This window comes from Franzmannia pantelleriensis (assembly GCF_900102875.1).
Taxonomy (GTDB): domain Bacteria; phylum Pseudomonadota; class Gammaproteobacteria; order Pseudomonadales; family Halomonadaceae; genus Franzmannia; species Franzmannia pantelleriensis.
Genome location: NZ_FNGH01000004.1, coordinates 287496 through 307665, shown reverse-complemented (window position 1 = coordinate 307665; position 20170 = coordinate 287496). Strand labels below are relative to the sequence as shown.

The 20170-nt window shown below is 64.7% G+C and carries 18 protein-coding genes; 3 read left to right on the top strand and 15 right to left on the bottom strand.

The window, feature by feature from the left end:
- The 9 genes from BLT16_RS07150 to BLT16_RS07110 all read right to left on the bottom strand — a co-directional run.
- Nucleotides 1–579 (bottom strand): dihydrodipicolinate synthase family protein (locus tag BLT16_RS07150; RefSeq protein WP_176817182.1); only part of this gene is annotated, 579 nt, incomplete at its 3' end.
- A 219-nt stretch (nt 580–798) separates the two neighbouring features.
- Complete coding sequence (gene sixA / locus BLT16_RS07145) at nt 799–1284, bottom strand: phosphohistidine phosphatase SixA (RefSeq protein ID WP_089657834.1); 486 nt, start codon at nt 1282–1284, stop codon at nt 799–801.
- On the bottom strand, nt 1274–2341 hold the full coding sequence (locus BLT16_RS07140; RefSeq protein WP_089657833.1) for an NAD(P)H-dependent glycerol-3-phosphate dehydrogenase: 1068 nt from the start codon (nt 2339–2341) through the stop codon (nt 1274–1276). Before BLT16_RS07140 ends, sixA begins: the two co-directional genes overlap by 11 nt.
- A gap of 100 nt (nt 2342–2441) precedes the next feature.
- Nucleotides 2442–3884 (bottom strand): NAD(P)(+) transhydrogenase (Re/Si-specific) subunit beta, encoded by a 1443-nt coding sequence (locus tag BLT16_RS07135; protein ID WP_089657832.1) that lies wholly within the window; start codon nt 3882–3884, stop codon nt 2442–2444.
- 16 nt (nt 3885–3900) lie between these two features.
- Nucleotides 3901–5472, bottom strand: coding sequence for a Re/Si-specific NAD(P)(+) transhydrogenase subunit alpha (locus BLT16_RS07130; RefSeq protein ID WP_089657855.1), 1572 nt, complete (start codon nt 5470–5472; stop codon nt 3901–3903).
- Between the two features lie 123 nt (nt 5473–5595).
- Nucleotides 5596–6195, bottom strand: a complete 600-nt coding sequence (locus BLT16_RS07125) for a cysteine hydrolase family protein (protein ID WP_089657831.1) — start codon at nt 6193–6195, stop codon at nt 5596–5598.
- A gap of 162 nt (nt 6196–6357) precedes the next feature.
- Nucleotides 6358–8262, bottom strand: coding sequence for a molecular chaperone HtpG (htpG, locus tag BLT16_RS07120; RefSeq protein WP_089657830.1), 1905 nt, complete (start codon nt 8260–8262; stop codon nt 6358–6360).
- A 92-nt stretch (nt 8263–8354) separates the two neighbouring features.
- Complete coding sequence (locus tag BLT16_RS07115; protein ID WP_089657829.1) at nt 8355–8822, bottom strand: PaaI family thioesterase; 468 nt, start codon at nt 8820–8822, stop codon at nt 8355–8357.
- Nucleotides 8815–9312, bottom strand: a complete 498-nt coding sequence (locus BLT16_RS07110) for a PaaI family thioesterase (RefSeq protein ID WP_089657828.1) — start codon at nt 9310–9312, stop codon at nt 8815–8817. The genes BLT16_RS07115 and BLT16_RS07110 overlap by 8 nt, the downstream gene beginning before the upstream one ends.
- Nucleotides 9313–9511: 199 nt before the next feature.
- On the opposite strand from BLT16_RS07110, the gene BLT16_RS07105 reads away from it, so the two are divergent.
- Nucleotides 9512–11461: a transglycosylase SLT domain-containing protein gene (locus tag BLT16_RS07105; protein WP_089657827.1), complete on the top strand. Its 1950-nt coding sequence runs from the start codon at nt 9512–9514 to the stop codon at nt 11459–11461.
- Nucleotides 11462–11674: 213 nt separating this feature from the next.
- Here the strand turns inward: BLT16_RS07105 and BLT16_RS07100 are convergent, their stop codons facing one another.
- On the bottom strand, nt 11675–12319 hold the full coding sequence (locus BLT16_RS07100) for a LysE family translocator (protein WP_089657826.1): 645 nt from the start codon (nt 12317–12319) through the stop codon (nt 11675–11677).
- Between the two features lie 345 nt (nt 12320–12664).
- Here BLT16_RS07100 and BLT16_RS07095 point away from each other — a divergent pair, with 345 nt between their 5' ends.
- Nucleotides 12665–12871, top strand: a complete 207-nt coding sequence (locus BLT16_RS07095; RefSeq protein WP_076748693.1) for a cold-shock protein — start codon at nt 12665–12667, stop codon at nt 12869–12871.
- A 145-nt stretch (nt 12872–13016) separates the two neighbouring features.
- Here BLT16_RS07095 and BLT16_RS07090 read toward each other — a convergent pair whose 3' ends face one another.
- From BLT16_RS07090 to BLT16_RS07075, 4 genes are all read right to left on the bottom strand, one after another.
- On the bottom strand, nt 13017–13571 hold the full coding sequence (locus tag BLT16_RS07090) for a hypothetical protein (RefSeq protein ID WP_143025049.1): 555 nt from the start codon (nt 13569–13571) through the stop codon (nt 13017–13019).
- 134 nt (nt 13572–13705) lie between these two features.
- Complete coding sequence (locus BLT16_RS07085; protein ID WP_245701518.1) at nt 13706–15637, bottom strand: M48 family metallopeptidase; 1932 nt, start codon at nt 15635–15637, stop codon at nt 13706–13708.
- On the bottom strand, nt 15638–16234 hold the full coding sequence (locus BLT16_RS07080; protein WP_089657824.1) for a LemA family protein: 597 nt from the start codon (nt 16232–16234) through the stop codon (nt 15638–15640).
- Between the two features lie 60 nt (nt 16235–16294).
- Nucleotides 16295–16990: an MgtC/SapB family protein gene (locus BLT16_RS07075; protein WP_089657823.1), complete on the bottom strand. Its 696-nt coding sequence runs from the start codon at nt 16988–16990 to the stop codon at nt 16295–16297.
- Between the two features lie 109 nt (nt 16991–17099).
- Here BLT16_RS07075 and BLT16_RS07070 point away from each other — a divergent pair, with 109 nt between their 5' ends.
- Nucleotides 17100–17390, top strand: coding sequence for a hypothetical protein (locus BLT16_RS07070; RefSeq protein WP_089657822.1), 291 nt, complete (start codon nt 17100–17102; stop codon nt 17388–17390).
- A 24-nt stretch (nt 17391–17414) separates the two neighbouring features.
- On the opposite strand, the gene pepN is transcribed toward BLT16_RS07070, so the two are convergent.
- Complete coding sequence (pepN, locus tag BLT16_RS07065) at nt 17415–20057, bottom strand: aminopeptidase N (protein WP_089657821.1); 2643 nt, start codon at nt 20055–20057, stop codon at nt 17415–17417.
- Between the last annotated feature and the right edge of the window lie 113 nt (nt 20058–20170).

The window sequence follows — 20170 nt, the reverse complement described above, 5'->3', positions numbered from 1 at the left end:
GCCGACATAGACCAGCCGATCACCTACCGTCTTGACGATCTTGTTGAGCGCCTGGATGTCGCCCTTGCCATCCTTGAGGCCGATGAGATTCGGACACTGGTCAGCCAGCTTCTGAGCCGAGGCGGCGTCGAGAATGCCATTACCACGGTTGTAGTAGATCATCGCCAGCGAGGTCGAGTCGCAAATCTGCTTGGCGTATTCGACCAGGCCATCCTGCGGGCACTCGGTCAAATAGGGCGGCATCAGCAGAATACCGTCGGCGCCCGCCTCTTCCGCGGCCTTGGCAAAGGCCTTGCCGGTCTCCACGCTCAGGCCAGCGCTGGCGATCACCGGCAGCTTGCCATCGACCACATCGACCGCTACCTCGACCACCCGACGGAATTCGTCGAGCGACAGGTTGAAGAACTCCCCGGTCCCACCGGCAACGAATACCGCAGAGATATCGTGACCGATGAACCACGCCAGACGCTCACGATAGCTCGCCTCATCGAAGCGACCCTGCTCATCGAAATCGGTGATGGGAAAGGACAACAGCCCATCGCCTACTGCACGCTTCACTGCTTGGTTGGAAAACGTCACCCGTCTACCCTCTTGCTCTGGAGGCCACGCCTCCGTGTTGTCATCGACTGCCGATTCCTGTCGGTGTCATACATCATACAACATACAAGCTAGAGACTTTGGCGGTAGCGAACAAGCGGGAGGGAGGTAATTTCCGACTAAAGTTTAACCGAACACTGCAGGTCGACAAAGCCCACCAGCGGCATGGTAGCGCCGGCGGGCAGCGGATCTGGCCTGCGCTCAGCCAAGCTCGCCAGGCGTCGTCAGGCCGCGAAGCGTGGCACAGCCGGCAGCCCATACGTCGGCTTCTAGGCTGGCAACCGCCGCCGTAGCAAAGCCTAGCCCGCGGCCGCGCGGTCCTTCGACCAGGCAGGTGGTGAGATCGCCAACCAGCGGCATATGGCTGACCAGCAGCAGCGGTCGGCCGGCGTTGGCCTGCAGCCAGTCGATGACGGGCATCGGTGCGTCATCCGGCGTAATGCCGTCCAGGGTGTCGAGCTCACCGCCCAGCGTCTCGGCCACCAGCGCGGCACTCTGCTGGGCGCGGGTGAAGGGGCTGGCGACGATGCGTAGCGCAAGACGCTCGGCGTCGCTCAGCTCCTCGGCCAGCCAGGCAGCCATGCGCTGTACCTCGGCTTCGCCACGCGATGTGAGCCGCCGTGCGGCATCCGGCACGCCGTGGCCGGCTTCGCCATGGCGCATGATCCACAGCCGTTCAGTCGCCATCCTGGGCCTCCCGGCGACGCGCCTGCTTGACGTCCTCGCGGGAGAGGATGAACTCGACGTCGCTGCTCTGCTCGCCCTGCATCAGCATCTTGGCCATCTGACGCGCCGGCACGTCGTTGAACAGTACCTGGTAGAGACCTTCGGCCAGCGGCATGTAGATGCCCTCGGCGTGCGCCTTGTCGCGCACCAGTCGCACGGTGTTGACGCCTTCGGCGACCTGCCCGAGCGCCTCGACGGCCTCATCCAGGGTCCGCCCTTCGCCCAGCGCATACCCGACCCGGTAGTTGCGCGACAGGCTGGAAGAACAGGTGACGATCAGGTCGCCGACCCCGGCCAGCCCCAGGAAGGTCATGGGGTTGGCGCCCTGCTCCACGGCGAAGCGGCTCATCTCGGCCAGCGCCCGGGTCATCAGCATGCTGCGGGTGTTCTCGCCCATGCCAAGCGCTGCGGCCATGCCGGCGGCAATGGCATAGATATTCTTGAGCGCACCGCCCAGTTCGACCCCATAGCGGTCGTTACTGGCATAGACCCGAAAATAGTCGCAGCCCAGCACGCTCTGTACCCGCGCCCGGGTCAGGTCGTCATCGCTGGCGATCACCGTGGCGGTGAGCTGCTTTTGAGCGACTTCGGAGGCCAGGTTGGGCCCCGAGAGCACGCCGATATGCACGAAGCCGGTCTCCTCCTCGAGGATCTGGCTCATCAGCTTGAAGCCCTCCTGCTGGATGCCCTTGGTGGTGCTGACCAGGATCTGCTCGGCGTTCAGATAGGGGCGCGCCTGGCGCACCACCTCGCGAAACGCCTTGGAGGGGATCGCCACCAGCACCAGCTCGGCCCCATCGAGCACCTCGGCCATGTCGGTGCTGGCGTGCACCGCCGGGTTGATGGCGTAGTCAGGCAGATAGCGTGAGTTGCGCTGATCACGGTTGATCTCCTCAACCAGTGCCGCATCGCGCAGCCACTGGCGTACCGTACAGCCGTTGTCGGCGGCGATGCTGGCTAGCGCAGTACCAAAGCTGCCGCCGCCGAGCACCGCCACCCGCGTGGGTTGTTGTGACATGATCGCCTCTGAGCCTATTGAGGTTGACGTTATGCCGCATGGTAACCAAAAACGCCCCTCGAAAGGGGCGTTGGTAGGCAAAAGGTCGCGGCACGGCGCCTTATTCGATCAATGGGATCAGGGTATCGATGCTGTCCCGGGCGTCGCCGTAGAGCATCCGCGTGTTTTCCTTGAAGAACAGCGGGTTCTCGATCCCCGAGTAGCCGGTGCCCTGGCCGCGCTTGCACACGAACACGACCCGTGAGCGCCACACCTCTAGCACCGGCATGCCGGCGATGGGACTGTTGGGATCCTCCTGGGCAGCGGGATTGACGATGTCGTTGGAGCCGATGACGATCGCCACGTCGGTATTGGGGAAATCGTCATTGATCTCGTCCATCTCCAGCACGATATCGTAAGGCACCTTGGCCTCGGCCAGCAGCACATTCATATGCCCTGGGAGACGCCCGGCCACCGGATGGATAGCGAAGCGCACCTCCTTTCCCGCGGCACGCAGCTTGCGGGTCAACTCGCTCACCGCGTTCTGCGCCTGGGCCACTGCCATGCCGTAGCCCGGCACGATGACCACGCTGTCGGCGTTGTTGAGTGCCGCGGCCACCCCACCGGCGTCGATGGCCACCTGCTCGCCTTCGATCTCCGCCGCGGGTCCGCTGGTGCCGCCAAAGCCACCCAGGATCACGCTGAGGAAATCGCGGTTCATCGCCTTGCACATGATGTAGGAGAGAATCGCCCCGCTGGAGCCAACCAGCGCCCCGGTGACGATCAGCAGGTCATTGGAGAGGGTGAAGCCGATCGCCGCCGCCGCCCAGCCGGAGTAGCTGTTGAGCATCGAGACCACCACCGGCATGTCGGCGCCGCCGATGCCCATGATCAGGTGGTAGCCGATGAAGAACGACAGCGCAGCCAGAATAAGCAGCGTCCAGAAGCCTGCCCCGGCCACATAGGCGATGGCCAGCAGCAAACATAGCCCGGCTGCCACCGCGTTGAGCAGGTGCCCACCCGGCAGCTGCTTGGGCTTGCCGTCGACCTTGCCGGCCAGCTTGCCAAAGGCGATCACCGAGCCGGTGAAGGTCACCGCGCCGATGAAGATGGCGAACACCACTTCGAGCTGCAGGAAGGTCAGCTCGTCCGGCGCCTTGGTGGCGACCAGCGCGGCAAAGGCCGAGAACTCTTCAGTCACGCCCTCGGTAGCGCGCACCGCCAGCACCCGGCGCCGCTCCAGGTCGGCACTCCAGGCCACGAATACCGCGGCCAGGCCGACGAAGCTGTGAAGCGCCGCCACCAGCTGCGGCATCTCGGTCATCGCTACCCGTTTGGCGACCCGCCAGCCGATCACCGAGCCAGCGATGATCATCGGAAGCATCAGCCAGTAGGCGCCGATGCCGGGCCCCAGGGCGGTGAACACCACCGCCAGTGCCATGCCGACGATGCCATACCACACCGCCCGCTTGGCCTTTTCTTGATTACTCAGCCCGCCCAGTGACAGGACGAACAGCACACTCGCCGCAATCGCCGCGGCAGATACGAATCCTTGACCCAACATAGTCTGTCTCCGCCGCTCAGGATTTCTGGAACATGGCCAGCATCCGGCGTGTCACCAGGAAGCCGCCCACGATATTGATGGTGGCGATCAGCACCGAGATCGCCGCCAGCACCACCACGACCCAGTTACCCGAGCCGATCTGCAGCACTGCGCCGAGGATGATGATCCCCGAAATGGCGTTAGTGACTGCCATCAGCGGCGTATGCAGGGAGTGGCTGACGTTCCAGATCACCTGGAAGCCGACGAAGCAGGCCAGCACAAAGACGATCAGGTGCTGCATGAACGAGGCCGGAGCGATCTGTCCGAGCAGCAGCATCAGCGCCCCGCCGGCGCCGAGCAAAGTCAGCTGACGCTTGGTCTGGGCCTTGAAGGTCGCCAGTTCGGCGGCCTTCTTCTCCTCCGGGGTGGGGGCTTTCTCCTTGGGCTTGGGCTTGGCCGCGGCAATCGCCTTGACCTTGGGCGGCGGCGGCGGAAAGGTCACCTCACCCTGGTGGGTCACCGTGGCGCCGCGGATCACGTCATCCTCCATGTCGTGGACGATGGCACCATCCTTCTCCGGCGTCAGGTCGGTGAGCATGTGGCGCACGTTAGTGGCGTAGAGCAGCGAAGCCTGGGTGGCCATGCGCGACGGGAAGTCGGTGTAGCCGACCACGACCACACCGTTGTCGCTCACCACGCGCTCATCGGGCTGGGTCAGATCGCAGTTGCCGCCCTTCTCGGCGGCCAGGTCGACGATCACCGAGCCGGGTTTCATGGCCGCGACCATGTCCTCGAGCCACAGCTTGGGGGCCGGCTGGCCGGGAATCAGCGCGGTGGTAATGACGATGTCCACCTCCGGCGCCTGCTCACGGAACAGTGCCAACTGCTTCTCGCGAAATTCGGGGCTCGACGGCTTGGCATAGCCGCCACTCTCCGAGCCATCGGCGCTGTCCTCGAAATCGAGGAACAGGAACTCGGCACCCATGGATTCGATCTGCTCGGCCACCTCGGGGCGCACATCGAAGGCACGCACCACGGCACCAAGACTGGTCGCCGTGCCGATAGCGGCAAGCCCTGCCACCCCGGCACCGATCACCAGCACCTTGGCTGGCGGCACCTTGCCGGCAGCGGTCACCTGGCCGGTGAAGAAGCGCCCAAAGTTATTGCCGGCCTCGATCACCGCTCGGTAGCCGGCGATGTTGGCCATCGAGGAGAGCGCGTCCATCTTCTGGGCCCGCGAAATGCGCGGCACCATGTCCATGGCGATCACGCTGGCACCGGTGGCCCGGCAGCGCTCGAGCAGCGCTTCCTGCTGGGCCGGCCAGAAGAAGCTGATCAGGGTCTGCCCCTCGTGCAGCAGGTCGGCCTCGGTTTCGGAGGGCTCGCGCACCTTGATCACCACCTCGGCGTCGCGCCATAGCGCCTCGGCGTTGTCGACCACGGTCACGCCGGCGTCGCGATAGGCGTCGTCATTGAAGCCGGCGGCCAGGCCAGCGCCGCTCTCGATCAGGCATTCATGGCCGAGTTTTTGAATATGTGACGCGCTCTCCGGGGTTAGGGCCACTCGGGCCTCCCCGGCAAACGTCTCCTTGGGTGCTCCAATCTTCACGTGCATTCCCCTCCTTGTTATCGAGGCTAGGTTTGGTACGAAAACGTCCCGTGCTCGCCGACGTTGCGTACAAGCCTAGGTGTGATGGCGTTTTGTTCTGAGTAATGAAGCGACACTCGTCCGTCAATAGTGTCTGACGACCTCGAACGTCGAGGCGATATGTGCATACTCGCCGTCGAGCAGTGCCAGATTCAAGCGGTGAACCTCATCGGCCTGCCAACGCTGACCGTGGCGATCCTCCACCGCGAAGGTGGCGCAGGCGTCGGCGACCACGCTGACACCAAAATCGAGACAGGCAGCATGCCGCACCGTAGTACTCACCGAATGCGCCGTGGCGACACCGGCCACGACCAGACGCGCCACGCCGTGACGGCGCAGCCAGCTTTCGAGGTCGGTACCGACGAAAGCGCTGCTGACGTGCTTGGTAACCACGCGCTCGCCCTGTCGCGGCATCACGCACGCCTTGAAGTCGGCGCCGGGCTGGCCGGAACGATATGGGGAGCGTGGCGTTCGCGAAAAGTGCCGCACGTGCACGACATGGCCATTGCCGCCGCGCCAGCAGGCCAGCAGATCGGCCAGCCGCTCCTCCATATCAGGGTTGTTGCGCTCGCCCCAGTAGCGGGTGTCGTCGATGGCCTGTTGAACATCGATGATCATCAACGCCGCGCCTTCGTCGCGGGCATCGCAGATGCGTAGCTTGGTCTGGCCGACCTGACGATTCATAGCGCTGCCTCTGGCTGGGGTTCACTGCAGCATAGGCGTTGAACGGCGACTCTGCCGGCCGCCCCGCCAACGCCGCGTTGGCTACGCGCCAGCCTGGGCCCAGACGCAAAAAAACCTCGCCGGCACGGGGCCGGCGAGGTTTTCGCTGCTAGCGAGACGCGATCAGGCGGTGAGCAGTGCGTTGAGGCGCTTGACGTAGGCCGCCGGATCGTCGAGATGCCCTCCCTCGGCGATGATCGCCTGGTCGAGCAGGATCCGCGCCAGATCGCCGAAGGCGTCGCCCTCGGCACTCTCCAGACGGCTCACCAGCGGGTGCTCGGGGTTGAGTTCGAGGATCGGCTTGACCTCCGGCAGCGGCTGGCCGGCGGCTTCCATGATACGGCGCATCTGGAAGCCCATTTCGTTCTCCGGCAGTACCACGCAGGCCGGTGAATCGGTCAGGCGATGGGTGACCTTGACCTCCTGGATTTCCTCACCCAGTGCGTCCTTGACGCGCTTGAGCAGGTCCTCCTTGGCCTTGGCGGTCTCCTCCTGAGCCTTCTTCTCCTCTTCACCCTCGATCTCGCCGAGATCCAGCTCGCCCTTGGCCACATCGACGAAGGACTTGCCATCGAACTCGGTGAGGTGGCTCATCAGCCACTCGTCGATGCGGTCGGAGAGCAGCAGTACCTCGATGCCCTTCTTGCGGAAGATCTCGAGATGCGGGCTGTTCTTGGCCGCATTGAAGCTGTCGGCAACGATGTAGTAGATCTTCTGCTGACCTTCCTGCATGCGCTCGACATAGGCCGCCAGCGACTGATCCTGGGTGGTGCTGTCGGTATGGGTGGTGGCAAAGCGCAGCAGCCCGGCGATCTTGTCGCGGTTGGCGTAGTCCTCGGCGGGGCCCTCCTTGAGCACGCTGCCGAAGGTGTTCCAGAAGGTCTGGTAGGCCTCGTCGTCCTTGGCCAGCTTCTTGAGCATGTCCAGCGAGCGCTTGGTCAGCGCGCTCTTCATCTTCTCGACCTGCGGGTCCTGCTGCAGCAGCTCACGGGAGACGTTGAGCGACAGGTCCTTGGTGTCCACCACGCCCTTGATGAAGCGCAGGTAGAGCGGCAGGAACTGCTCGGCGTCGTCCATGATGAACACGCGCTGCACGTAGAGCTTGACGCCGCGGGCGCCGTCACGCTCATACAGATCGAAAGGCGCACGTCCCGGCACATACAGCAGGCTGGTGTACTCGAGCTTGCCCTCGACCTTGTTGTGGCTCCAGGTCAGCGGATCGCTGAAGTCGTGGGCGACGTGCTTGTAGAAGGCCTTGTAGTCGTCGTCGCTGAGGTCGCTCTTGGGTCGCACCCACAGCGCGGTGGCCTCGTTGACGGTCTCCCAGGTGGTGACGTCGCTGCCCTCGATGGGGTTGCCGTCGTCGTCCTTGGCGGACTCGACCTTGGGCATGCGCACCGGCACGTCGATATGGTCGGAGTACTTGCGTACCAGGCTCTTGAGCCGGAAGTCGTCGGCGAACTCCTTGGCGTCCTCCTTCAATTGCAGCACGATCTCGGTGCCGCGGACGGGACGGTCGATCTCGGCGATGGTGAATTCGCCCTCGCCCTTGGAGCGCCACTCGATGCCGGCCTCGCTCGGCTCCCCGGCACGACGGGTGCGCACGGTGACCTCATCGGAGACGATGAACGCGGAATAGAAGCCGACCCCAAACTGACCGATCAGCTTGGCATCCTTCTGCTGTTCGCCGGAGAGCTGCTGGAGGAACTCAGCGGTGCCGCTGCGGGCAATGGTGCCGAGGTTCTTGATCACCTCGTCGCGGCTCATGCCGATGCCGCTGTCGCGCAGGGTCACGGTGTTGGCGTCAGCATCGACCTCGATCTCGACGCGCAGCTCGCTGTCGTCCTCGTACAGCGCATCGTTGTCCAGCGCCTCATAGCGCAGCTTGTCGCAGGCGTCGGCAGCATTGGAAATCAGCTCACGCAGGAAGATCTCCCGGTTGGAATACAGGGAGTGGATCATCAGATGCAGCAGCTGCTTGACCTCGGTCTGAAAACCCAGGGTTTCTTCTTGAGTGGCAGTGGCCATGGAACGAGCCCTCATAGGATCACAGTGAAAATTGGCAGCCTCTCGGCGCCGGGTCATAACGTGATCGTGATATGGGGCTCAGCCTGCGCTTTTCAAGCGTCGTGAGATTGATCCGGATCAGCCAGTGCGAAGTGTAGCCGCGCCGTGGCCACCGGCTGGCTTGCGCTCTGCTGCCAGGCCGTGACCTGGACATTGGCCATGCGCTTGCCTTCACGCAGCAGCCGACAACGCGCCTGGGTCGGCGCCAGCCGCGTCGCCTGCAGGAAGTCGATGGAGAAGTCGATGATCTTGGGCAGCCGCGGCTCGCGTGTCGCCAGCATCAGGTCCAGGGAGGCGGCAGTTTCCATGAAGGCTGCCACGACCCCGCCGTGCAGGGCCGGCAGCAGCACATTGCCAACGTTGCCCTGCTGCGGTGCAAGGTGGAATAGCACGCCATCCTCGTCGATCTCGGCGCTGACGCCGATGCGTCGGGCATACGGGATCAGCGCCAGCCAGGCCTCGAGGTCGCCGCTTTCACGGGTGTGAGCCAGCCACTGGCTGGCAATGGACGATTCAAACATCCGCAGGCACCTCCCCGAACAGCGCCGCAGCAAAGCCCGGCGGCGTATTGCGCGGTCCCAGCCGCACGAAGTTGCCGATACCGCGCGCCACGATGCGTTCCGCCTGCTGCCAGACCCGCCCCTCGGTAAACACCACCGACTCGGAGATGCGTACCACCCAGGCCTCACCATGCAGGTCGTGGCCGGCCAGCGCCGGGCGGTAGTGGTCGACCCGCAGATCCAGCGTCGGACACACCTCCGGCTCGGGCAGACCACACAGCACCGCCGAGCCGCACAGGGTATCCAGCAGCATACTCAGCACGCCGCCATGGACCAGCCCACGCTGGCTGTCACCGAGCAGATCATCGTGCCACGGCAGGCGCATGGTCACCCTAGGCGGCGCGGCCTCGACCACTTCGAGCCCCAGGTCACGGGTATGTGGGATCACCTGGACGAAGCGCGTCAGCGCCATCTGCCAGGCCTCGGGTGTGCGCTCACCGTGGGTGGTCATCGCTGCCTCGACTGCTATTCAAACGTATGTATAGGTTATTTAGCGCCATAATGCGCGCGTCGGCAACGTCGACCTTAGCCGCCTTTCTCCTACAGGCTACTCGAATGCCCCTGTCGCAGCTGCGCGACACTACTCAGCGGGCGTCGCATCGGCGAGGATAGACGGGTCGAGTTCGTACGCACCGAGAGGCACCGCCGTCATGCCGCATATCCGTCTTGCCAGGGGTGTCGTCACCCTGTTCACCGCCCTGGCCCTGAGTCTGCCACTTCATGCCGACCAGAGCCGCGATCAAGCCATGCGTGACGCCCTCGAGGCGGCCCGCAATCAGGAGTGGAGCCGTGTCGATGCCGCCGGTATCGACGATCACCTGCTGGCCGGCTACGTCGAGTATCACCGCCTGCGCGCGCGCCTGCCCCAGGCCGAACCGGGTCAGATTCTCGACTACATGGAGCGCCACGCCGACTCGCCGCTGGCCGAGTGGATGCGCGGCCAAGCCCAGAGCCGCTACGGCCAGGCCGGACGCTTCGGCAGCCTGCTGGCCGTCAGCGACGGCGTGCCCAGCGGCAGCGAGCGCCAGTGCTACTACTACACCGCCCTGCTGGGCAGCGACCCCGCCGCTGCCGCCGAGGGCGGCCGCGAGCTGTGGATGGTCGGGCACTCACAGCCGTCGGCCTGCGACACCCTGTTCGATCGCCTGCGCGCCACCGGCGAGATCAGCGCCGAGGATATCTGGGCACGCAAGATGCTGGCCTGGCAGAGCGGCGAGAGCGGCCTAATGAGCTACCTCGGACGCCTGCTCGGCAGCGACTGGGACGAGGCACGCACTGCCGTGGATCGCCTGCGCGGCGACTACGCCGCGGTAACCCGGGTGCCGGCGCAGGTCGGCCCCCAGGGGCGCGGCAGCAGTGCGATGTTCGCCGCCGCCATGCATGGTTTCACCCGCGCCGATACCGAGGCGGCGCTCGAGGCGTGGCGCAAGATCGCGCCACACCTCAGCATCGACAGCGACGCCCGTCACGACATCGAGCATGATCTGGCGTTCTATTCGATGGTCCGCGACGTGCGCCAGAACCTCGCTTGGGTCGACGACGCACTACCACGCCTGGTCAGCGGCAGCCTGTATGAACTACGCGTGCGCAACGCCCTGGCAAACCGCGACTGGCAGGACGCCCGCCGCTGGCTGGAACGGATGCCCGAGGATACCCTCAGCGACAGCCGCTGGCAGTACTGGCTGGCGCGGAGCAACGAGATGCTCGGCAACAGCGAGGCGGCCCGTGCCGCCTATGAGCGCTCTGCTCAGGGGCGCAGCTTCTTCGCCTTCGCCGCCGCTGACCGCCTCGACCAGCCCTATGAGCTCAACATGGAGCGCGCTGCGTTCAACGACGACTACCGCCAGGAAGTCGCGGACTGGCCGGTGGTACAGCGCACCGAAGCGCTGATGCGTATCGGCGAGCAGGGCCTGGCCAACAGCGAGTGGTATGCCGCCGTGGCTCGCGCCAGCAATCAGGAGGCCCATGCCCTGGCCGACTACGCCCACCGCAAGGGCTGGTACGCCAAGCTGGTTCAAACCACCATCACTGGGCAGATGTGGGATGCGCTGGAGTGGCGCTTCCCTCAGGCCTTCCACGAGGAGTTTCTGCACTGGGGGCGCATGACCGGGGTCGACCCCTACTTGCTGATGGGCATCGCCCGCCGCGAAAGCGCCTATAACACCGAGGCACTGTCACCGGCCGGTGCTCGCGGCCTAATGCAGATCATGCCGGGCACCGCCACCCAACTCAGCCGCCAGCTAGGCATCAGCGACCCGGGGCCCTATGGCGTGCTCGACCCGGCGCTCAATATCCGCCTCGGCAGCACCTATATTCGCGATATGACCAATCGCTACAGCGGCAACCGCCTGGCCGCGGCCGCGGCCTACAATGCCGGGCCCGGTCGGGTCGACCGCTGGCTGCGCGACGCGCCGGAGGAGTTCGACCTGTTCGTCGAGAGCATTCCGTTCCGCGAGACCCGCGACTATGTGCAAGCCGTTCTCGCCTACCGGGTAATCTTCGAGAGCCTGGCCAACGGCGGTGATAGCCGCGGCGTGGCGATGCTGACCCCGTCGGAGCGCAACGTGCGCTATGACGCCTCGTTGCTGGCCAGGAACTGAACTTAAAGCTGCGAGCCCCGAGCTGCGAGCAACATGATGTAAACATCAGCGCGTAGCCCGCATGCTCGGCGCTGATCCGGTGATAGGCCTACGAGAGGGCGCTACAAGCTATCCCTAGGCGCTCCCGATGCCATCCATGGCATCGAAACCCTCTCTACGGCCTATCCCCGGCGCCCCTCGCTGATATGCCGCAGCCCGTCGCCCATAGCAGTATCAGACCGGCCGCTGCTCCAGCGCCAGCTTGGCGCCAAAGCCAATCAGCACCGTGCCGGTGGCGCCCTCCAGGCAGCGCGACACCCAGCGCTTGGCCAGCCACTGGCCGGCGCGCCCTACCGTCAACACGATGGCGATCTGCCACAGGTTGGCGATCAGGAAGTGCACGCCGGCCAGCCACAGCGACTTGAGCAGCGCCGGGTCGCTTGGCGCGATGAACTGCGGCAGAAACGCCATGTAGAAGACCACCGTCTTGGGATTGAGCACATTGGACAGCAGCCCCTCACGCAGCGGCACCCAGGCCGTTACCGGCGAGCGCTCGATGCCCATGGCGGCGACCGGCAGCGCCACGCCGCGACGCGCATTGAGCAGACTCTGCACCCCGAGCCAGATCAGATAGGCAGCCCCTACCAGCTTGAGCAGGTGGAACGCCCAGGCCGATTGCAGCAGGATCAGCGAAATCCCCAGGGCCGACACCGCAGCGTGCACGAACAGCCCACAGCAGATCGCCAGGCTGGTCAGCACCCCATCACGCACCCCGCCCCGAGCGGTGTTGCGAATCACCAGTAACGTGTCCACCCCGGGGCTCATGGTGAGCAGGGTAATGGCAATCAGAAAGGGCCAGAACTGGGCATCCAGCAGCATGTGGGCGATCCTCGCAGCGTCATCGGCGAGCGCCATACTACGCCATCTCGGCCCTCGGCGAGAGCCCGCCGAGGGGACCGAGATTCTCTGGACGCTCTGGTTTTTTCCATCTACAGTTGGGTTGGCGGGCATCGCAAGCGGATCACCAGCGACAGATTGACGCTGCTCCGTACGCCGATGCACCAACCGCTGCGTTGGTTTGCAAGTTGAATGACGTCAGTTGTTGATCGATTCCTTCGAGACTCCCAGTGCGCTTTCACCTTCGCTCGACCTACGCACTACGGGTTCGCTCATGCTAGGCATGACAGCCCAGCACCATCATTTAGTTAGTTAAGGAAATCGACAATGGCAACTGGCACTGTCAAGTGGTTCAACGACACCAAGGGCTACGGCTTCATCTCTCCGGACGACGGCGGCGATGACCTGTTCGCGCACTTCTCCGAGATCCAGGCTGAAGGCTTCAAGACCCTGCAGGACGGCCAGAAGGTGACCTTCGAGGTCACTCAGGGCAAAAAAGGCCTTCAGGCCGCCAACATCAAGGTCGCCAACTAAACGTTGAGGTCTTGATCACCGCCAGTTGCCCAAGCCTATGCATCTCGCATACATGCTGTAAGCAAGTGGTAGGATGAAAAAGGGCCACCCCGAAGGGTGGCCCTTTTTTGTGACGCCGACGCCATCAATGACGTGCGCCGCAAGATCAGTTCTGGGTATCGGGCTCGCTGATCTCGTCATCGAACTCGAAGTCGTCACCTTCCATGCCCGGCTGCTGACTCTCGACCTCTTCAAACTGCTCCTCGATCTGGCGCTGGGCTTCCTCGAAGCGACGCTCGGTCTCTTCCATGAAGGCATCGATATCGGAGTCGCTGGTCTCGCCCGGCAGGGCCGCGCCCTCATCCAGTGTATCCGGACCTTCACCCAGGGTTTCACCGGCATCGAGTTCATCAGCCGGCTCGGCCTCGAACGGATCCTCGTCGGCCGCCAAGGGGTCCTCGTCAGCACCAGCGGCAGGATCGTCCGGTGCCGCGGCATCGGGTTCGCTCAAGACGTCATCGTCCTGAGTATCCGGCATTGCTACGTCATCGTCTTGTGTGTCCGGCATCGCCACGTCATCGTCACCGGCAGGTGCCGCGTCGGTGGTTTCCTCGACCGGCTCATCCTCCACCACCGGGTCTTCATCGCCGTTACCGCAGGCGGTCAGTCCCAGGCTCAGCGTCAGCGCCATGGCTGCCGGTATCCAGGGTTTTAGCCTCATGTTTACCTCTCCTTTGATATCACGGCGTTACAGTTGGACAGTATTTGACCAGAGGCGTGCTCATGCCACAAGCCTGATTCGTCGATAGCATGTCACCAACCGGCCAGCTAGCCGAGCAGCACAGAGCTGGCCACTCACTCAGCGTTGTCATCATCCAGAAGCGGTGGCAGCGGACAGTCCAGCGCCTCGGCTAGCGCCCGGAACAGCTCGGCTTCACGCGGACTGACCCGCCCGTCGTGTTCGACGCACTCGGCGAGGGCCGCGAGCAGTTGCCGGCGTCCCTCGCCGTTGAGCCGCTGAAGACGATCCAGACTCAGGTCCAGCTCACTGAAAGCGGTCGGCCCGGGCACATAGTCGAGTGCCAGCGGGGCCAGCGTTGCCAACCCGGCGGCGAAGGCACGCCGGGCCTCCTCCGCATCGTCGGTGCCGGCGCGGGCCATGCTCGACAGCAGCAGCGCCGCCGGCTCGGCCAGCGCCGAAAGCCCACGGTCGCGGCGGCGCGTATGGCGCCCTTCAACGCCCTGCACCAGTACCCGGTAGAGCGCCCACTGCAGGGCACCGGGTGCCGCCTCGGCGGAAATCAGGCGCTCGAGACACAGCTTGAAGGTGGCGTACTGGCCGGTGGAGAGCTGCTTGAGCAGCGGGATGGCCAGTTCCAGCAGCACCAGCCGCTGATCAGAGGGGAGCGCCGCCAGCGGCGACTCGAGGGCATCCAGCTCGCGCAGCACGCCGGGATCGGCCACGCCGTCGAGCAACGCTCGCTGAGCCGCCGCGGTCTCGGGGTCGAGATGAATCAGCACGCCATAGGCCACCGCCCGCGCCGCGCCGGGGTCATGGGCGGCCTCCGTCAGTCTCGGGTCGAGGGCGTCCAGACGCTGACGCGCATCGTCGAGGTGCGCCTGGTCCAGCTGGCCGATGGTGGCCAGCGCCATGGCCATCAGCTGCCGGGCATCGCGTCCCCGAGACTCACCGGCGGGCGTCGGGTCGGCCGGCGTCTCGTCGACGCTATCGCGTCGCTCCGCGGTGCTGGGCAATTCGCCGTCCCACTGCGGGTCGACGCGGCGGATGCGCTCGTCGAGGGGCGGATGGGTCGCCAGCATGCCACTGGCGGCGCGTATGCCACGACTGAAGTAGAGGTGGCTGAACTCGGCGGCATTGCTCGCCTCAAGCTGCGAGCCGTGCTGATGGGCACCAATCTTCTTCAACGCCCCGCCGATCCCGTTCGGGTCGCGGGTAAACTGCACCGCCGAAGCATCGGCCAAAAATTCGCGCTGGCGACTCACCGCGGCCTTGATCAGGTTACCGCACAGGGTACCGACATAGCCCACCACCATCAGCGCCGCCCCCAGCGCCAGCATCGCGGCCTGGCCATTGTTGTTGCGATTACCACCGCCAGACAGGCGCCGAACGGCGCTGCCACGCAGCACCATATGACCGATCAAGCCAATCAGCAACAGTCCGTGGAGCAGCGCCACCAGCCGCAGATTGAGGCGCATGTCGCCGTTGAAGATATGGCTGAACTCGTGGGCCACCACGCCCTGCAGCTCATCGCGGTCGAGTCGCTCGATGGCGCCGCGGGTGATGCCGACCACCGCATCTTGGGGCGAATGACCGGCAGCGAACGCGTTGATCCCCGGCTCTTCGAGCACATACACCGCCGGCACCGGTGTCCCGGAGGCGATCGCCATCTCCTCGACCACGTTGAGCATGCGCTGCTCGTCGGCATCACGGGCATTACCGTTGAGTAGCCGTCCGCCCATCGCCTCGGCCACCGCCCGCCCGCCGGCGCGCAGCTGCAGGTGCTTGAACAGGCTGCCCATTACCACCAGCGCCAGCACGCCAAGCGCTACGCTGCCCAGCAGATAGGGGTCCAGCGCGCGCGCCAGCGGATCGCCGGCGGTCTGCTGCTGGCTGCCCTCGCTGATCACCAGCACCAATGCCACCGCCAAGGTTGCCATGGCCACCAGCGAGACCACGGCGATGATCAGCAGCAGTACCAGACGCCCGGTGTTGCGCCTGGCACGGTCCTGGGCGGCAAAGAAGTCCATTGAGCTTGGCGCCGCCATTTAAAACGAAACCTTGGGTGCTTCCTGAATCGCCTCGCTGTCCTCGAACTCGAGCAGCGCGGCATCTTGACCGTGGCCGAAGGTGCCGGCCAGCAGCACCGTGGGGAAGCGCTGGCGATAGGTGTTGTACTGCATCACCGCGTCGTTGAAGGCCTGGCGAGCGAAGGCGACCCGATTCTCTGTGCTGGTCAGGGTCTCGCTGAGCTGCTGCATGTTGGCCGAGGCCTTGAGGTCGGGGTACGCCTCCATCACCACGTTGAGCCGACCCATGGCCGAGCTAAGCGCGCCTTCGGCGCCGGCCAGCTCGGCCATCGCCTTGGGGTCACCGGGCTTCTCGGCGGCCGACGCCAGGCCGGCCATGGCACCCTGGCGCGCCTGGACCACCGCTTCCAGGGTGTCACGCTCATGCGACATATACGCCTTGGCAGTCTCAACCAGATTAGGGATCAGGTCGTAGCGGCGCTTGAGCTGCACTTCGATCTGGGCGAAGGCATTCTGGTAGCGATTACGCAGCGCCACCAGGCGGTTGTAGATGCTGACGCCGTAGAAAATCAGCGCCACGGCAATCACGAGTAGAACAATGCTGGTCATCGACATAGCCGGTCTCTGGTCAGGGGCGCAATGCGCCGTGAAAGTCATCAGGGGCAGCCATCGAGCTTACTCTGCCAGCGGGGCGAGACGAAACTCCAGTACCCCATCGCGACCGCGTAGCGCCTCGGCCAGGCGGCCGAAATTGAGCCGATCGAGGGTCTGCAGGGTCATGTGATACTCATACACCGTGCCGCGCTGCACCAGGCGATAGCTCAATGACTTGATGCGAAAGCCCTGGGCGTGGATCAGTTCACGCATGCTGGCTTCGTCCAGGGCGCTGTCGACCGCGAACGAGAGCATGTGATCGGCGAAGTGCTGGCTCGGCATACGCGACTCCATCCAGCGAAACAGCGACAGCGTGACCAGCGTCACGATAGTGACCAGGATCGCCGGGAACAGAAAACCAATGCCGTAGAGAATGCCCAGCGCGGCCGTCATCCAGATCGACGCAGCGGTGGTCAGGCCGCGCACCGTCAGCCCTTCCTTGAAGATCACGCCGGCGCCGAGAAAGCCGATTCCGGTCATGATGCCCTGAGCCATGCGCGTAGGGTCGGTGGTGACCGCGCTGGCCGGCACCGAGGCACCGAACCACTGGCCCTGATGCGTCGTGACCATCATCAGCAGCGCTGAGGCCAGGCATACCAACGCATGGGTGCGAAAGCCCGCCGGGCGCCCGTGATAGCTGCGCTCCAGCCCGATCAAGCTACCCGCCAGCCAGGCCGCCCCCAGGTAGAACACCATCAACAGCTGGTCTGCGCTCATCGCATCCTCTCCATGATCGCTCCCTACATCAGCATAGCCCCCACAATACTTGACCTGGCCGCCATGAGCCCGCAGATTCGTCATCTCGATCCGCGGCGGCAGGACACCCATGGAAGGCTTCTTCAACTGGCTAGGCACCCTGATCGGCGAGACACTGCGCTGGATCATCGATCTGCTGGTGATCTTCTTCTCCAGCCTGCGAGGTTCGCTCGAGGGCTTCATCGGCGGGCTCAGCGATGCCATGGGCATCAACCCCACCCTGTTCAGCCTGCTGCTGCTGATCGTCGGCGTGTGGATGCTCTACTGCGCCCTGCGCGCGCTGCTCGCCCGGCGCTTGATTGCCACCCTCATCTGGGCCTTCCTTGGCCTGGTGGTCCTGAGCTGGCTCATCGGCCGCTAGGCAAAGCCCGGGCAGCCGCTGGGACTACTCGGCCAGCGCCTTCTCTACCACTTCGAAGACATTGGGCGACAGCTCCTCGGCGCGAATACGCTCGAGTTCGGCCTTCATCAGTGCCTGGCGCTGCTCGTCGAAGCGCTGCCAGCGGGTCAGTGGCGTGATGATGCGCGCGGCGATCTCCGGATTGAGGCGATTCAGCTCGATCACCACATCGGCCAGCAGCCGGTAACCGGCGCCGTCGATACGGTGGAAGTTGACGCGATTCTGCCCGGCGAAGGCGCCGATCAGGGCGCGCACGCGGTTGGGGTTCTTGAGTGAGAAAGCCGGGTGCTCCATGAGGTAGGTCAGCCGATCGAGCACGTCCGCCTGGGGGCGTGTTACCTGGATGCTGAACCACTGATCCATCACCAGCGGATCGTGGGCCCACTTCTCGCCGAACAGCCTCAGCGCCGGGTCGGCCAGGTCGCCCCGCGAGCTGTGCGTCAGCAAGGTCAAGGCGCAGCGCACGTCGGTCATGTTGTGGCCGGCGCTGAACTGGCGCTGGGCCAGTTCGATGCCCTCCTCGTCCTCAACGCTCATCAGGTACGACAGTGCCACGTTCTTGAGGCTGCGCGCGGCGATCTGCTCGGGCTCTGGGGCGTAGGCCGCGTCGCTGGCATTATCGTGATAGACGCGCAGGAAGTCATCGCGCAGCGCAACCGCCAGCGACTGCTTGACGAAGGTGCGCGCTGCGTGGATGGCATCGACATCGACCACTGGCTGCTGCTCGGCGATATACGCCTCGGAGGGCAGCGTCAGCATCTCGGCAAGCACCGCCTTGTCGTCGGTCTCGGCATTGAGCAGGCCGCGGAACGCCTCGATCACGCGCACGTCCATGACCTTCTCGACGCCGTTACGGTGAGCGGCAATCAGGTCATCCAATGCCAGCAGCGCCAGGCGTTGGCCGGCATCCCAGCGGTTGAAGCCGTCACTGTCGTGGGTCAGCAGGAAGGCCAGGTCTTCGCGAGCATAGGGGAAACGCAGCTTGACCGGCGCCGAGAAGCCGCGCAGCAGCGATGGCACCGGGGCCTCGGCGATGTCGGTGAAGACGAAGTGCTGCTCCTCTTCGCGCAGGTGGATCACCGCATCGCGGCCGAGCTCCTCGCCGTCCAGGGTCATGCGCAGGTCCTCGCCTGACTTGGTGCCGACCAGGCCCAGGCGGACCGGAATGTGCAGCGGCAGCTTGTCGGGCTGGCCAGGTGTGGCCGGGGTGCGCTGGCGCAGGGTCAGGTGATACTCGGCCTTTGCGTAGTCATACTCGCCGTGGGCGTCGATCTCCGGCGTGCCGGCCTGAGAGTACCAGCGCATGAACTGGCTGAGATCAAGCCCCGAGGCCTCGGCCATGCAGTCGACGAAGTCCTCGATGGTCACCGCCTGGCCATCGAAGCGCTCGAAGTAGCGGTCGCTGCCCTGGCGGAACGCCTCCCAGCCCACCAGGTTGCGCAGCATGCGCACCACCTCGGCACCCTTCTCGTAGATGGTCAGGGTGTAGAAGTTGGTAATCTCGATGTAGTGGTCGGGGCGGATCGGATGGGCGGTGGGCCCGGCATCTTCGGCGAACTGGGCGGTGCGGAAGAAGGCCACGTCCTCGATGCGTTTGACCGGCGCCGAGTTAGTGTCCGCCGAAAAGCATTGATCGCGGAACACCGTGAAGCCCTCCTTGAGGGAGAGCTGAAACCAGTCGCGGCAGGTCACCCGGTTGCCCGACCAGTTATGGAAGTACTCGTGGGCGACGATACCCTCGACGCGCTGGAAAGCCGCATCGGTGGCGGTTTGCGGGTGGGTCAGCACCGCCGCCGAGTTGAAGATGTTGAGGCCCTTGTTCTCCATCGCGCCCATGTTGAAGTCGTTGACTGCGACGATCATGAACAGGTCGAGGTCGTACTCGCGGCCGTAGGTCTGCTCGTCCCAGGCCATGGCACGCTTGAGCGAGGCCATGGCGTGGTCGGTCTTGTCGAGGTTCTCCTCCTCGACCCAGATCTGCAGCGCCACCTCGCGCCCGCTCATGGTCGTGAAGCTGTCCTCGACCTTCTGCAGATTCCCCGCCACCAGCGCAAACAGGTAGCACGGCTTGGGGTGCGGGTCCTCCCAGGTCACGAAGTGACGACCATTGGGAAGCTCGCCACGCTCCACCAGATTGCCGTTGGAGAGCAGCACCGGCTCACGCTGGGCGTCGCCGACCACGGTGGTAGAGAAGGTCGCCATCACGTCGGGACGATCAGGATAGAAGGTGATGCGCCGAAAACCCTCGGCTTCGCACTGGGTGCAGTACATGCCGTTGGACTGGTAGAGCCCCTCCAGCGCGGTGTTGGCCTCGGGGGCGATCTCGACCTCGGTATCGAGCAGGAAGCGTTCGGGTACCCGATGCACGGTCAGTTGCGTATCGCTGACCCGATACTCGTCGGCATCGAGGGGCTGACCGTCGATGGCGATGCCCTTGAGCGACAGCTGCTCGCCGTCGAGTACCAGCGGCGACTCGGCGGCATCCTCGCGGTCGGGATGACGTTCGAGGTGCAACCGCGCCTTGACGCGTGTGGCGCCGGGTGAGAGATCAAACGTCAGTTCGGTGTGGGTGACACGGTGAGCAGGCGGCTGGTAATCATGCAGGTAAGTCGGCTGGGGGGCTGACATCGAGGAACGCTCCTGGTCGGAAATTGTTCCCATTGTACGGCCCAGCGGTCACCAGACTCAAAGCATCGTCAGACTTCCCGATGACGATGCGCGAGGGACGCCGGGGGCAGGCC

Coding starts and splice junctions, on each gene's coding strand:
- sixA (WP_089657834.1), bottom strand. CDS start 1,284: ATGGCGACTGAACGGCTGTGGATCATGCGCCATGGCGAAGCCGGCCAC.
- BLT16_RS07140 (WP_089657833.1), bottom strand. CDS start 2,341: ATGTCACAACAACCCACGCGGGTGGCGGTGCTCGGCGGCGGCAGCTTT.
- BLT16_RS07135 (WP_089657832.1), bottom strand. CDS start 3,884: ATGTTGGGTCAAGGATTCGTATCTGCCGCGGCGATTGCGGCGAGTGTG.
- BLT16_RS07125 (WP_089657831.1), bottom strand. CDS start 6,195: ATGAATCGTCAGGTCGGCCAGACCAAGCTACGCATCTGCGATGCCCGC.
- htpG (WP_089657830.1), bottom strand. CDS start 8,262: ATGGCCACTGCCACTCAAGAAGAAACCCTGGGTTTTCAGACCGAGGTC.
- BLT16_RS07115 (WP_089657829.1), bottom strand. CDS start 8,822: ATGTTTGAATCGTCCATTGCCAGCCAGTGGCTGGCTCACACCCGTGAA.
- BLT16_RS07110 (WP_089657828.1), bottom strand. CDS start 9,312: ATGACCACCCACGGTGAGCGCACACCCGAGGCCTGGCAGATGGCGCTG.
- BLT16_RS07105 (WP_089657827.1), top strand. CDS start 9,512: ATGCCGCATATCCGTCTTGCCAGGGGTGTCGTCACCCTGTTCACCGCC.
- BLT16_RS07100 (WP_089657826.1), bottom strand. CDS start 12,319: ATGCTGCTGGATGCCCAGTTCTGGCCCTTTCTGATTGCCATTACCCTG.
- BLT16_RS07095 (WP_076748693.1), top strand. CDS start 12,665: ATGGCAACTGGCACTGTCAAGTGGTTCAACGACACCAAGGGCTACGGC.
- BLT16_RS07090 (WP_143025049.1), bottom strand. CDS start 13,571: ATGAGGCTAAAACCCTGGATACCGGCAGCCATGGCGCTGACGCTGAGC.
- BLT16_RS07085 (WP_245701518.1), bottom strand. CDS start 15,637: ATGGCGGCGCCAAGCTCAATGGACTTCTTTGCCGCCCAGGACCGTGCC.
- BLT16_RS07080 (WP_089657824.1), bottom strand. CDS start 16,234: ATGTCGATGACCAGCATTGTTCTACTCGTGATTGCCGTGGCGCTGATT.
- BLT16_RS07075 (WP_089657823.1), bottom strand. CDS start 16,990: ATGAGCGCAGACCAGCTGTTGATGGTGTTCTACCTGGGGGCGGCCTGG.
- BLT16_RS07070 (WP_089657822.1), top strand. CDS start 17,100: ATGGAAGGCTTCTTCAACTGGCTAGGCACCCTGATCGGCGAGACACTG.
- pepN (WP_089657821.1), bottom strand. CDS start 20,057: ATGTCAGCCCCCCAGCCGACTTACCTGCATGATTACCAGCCGCCTGCT.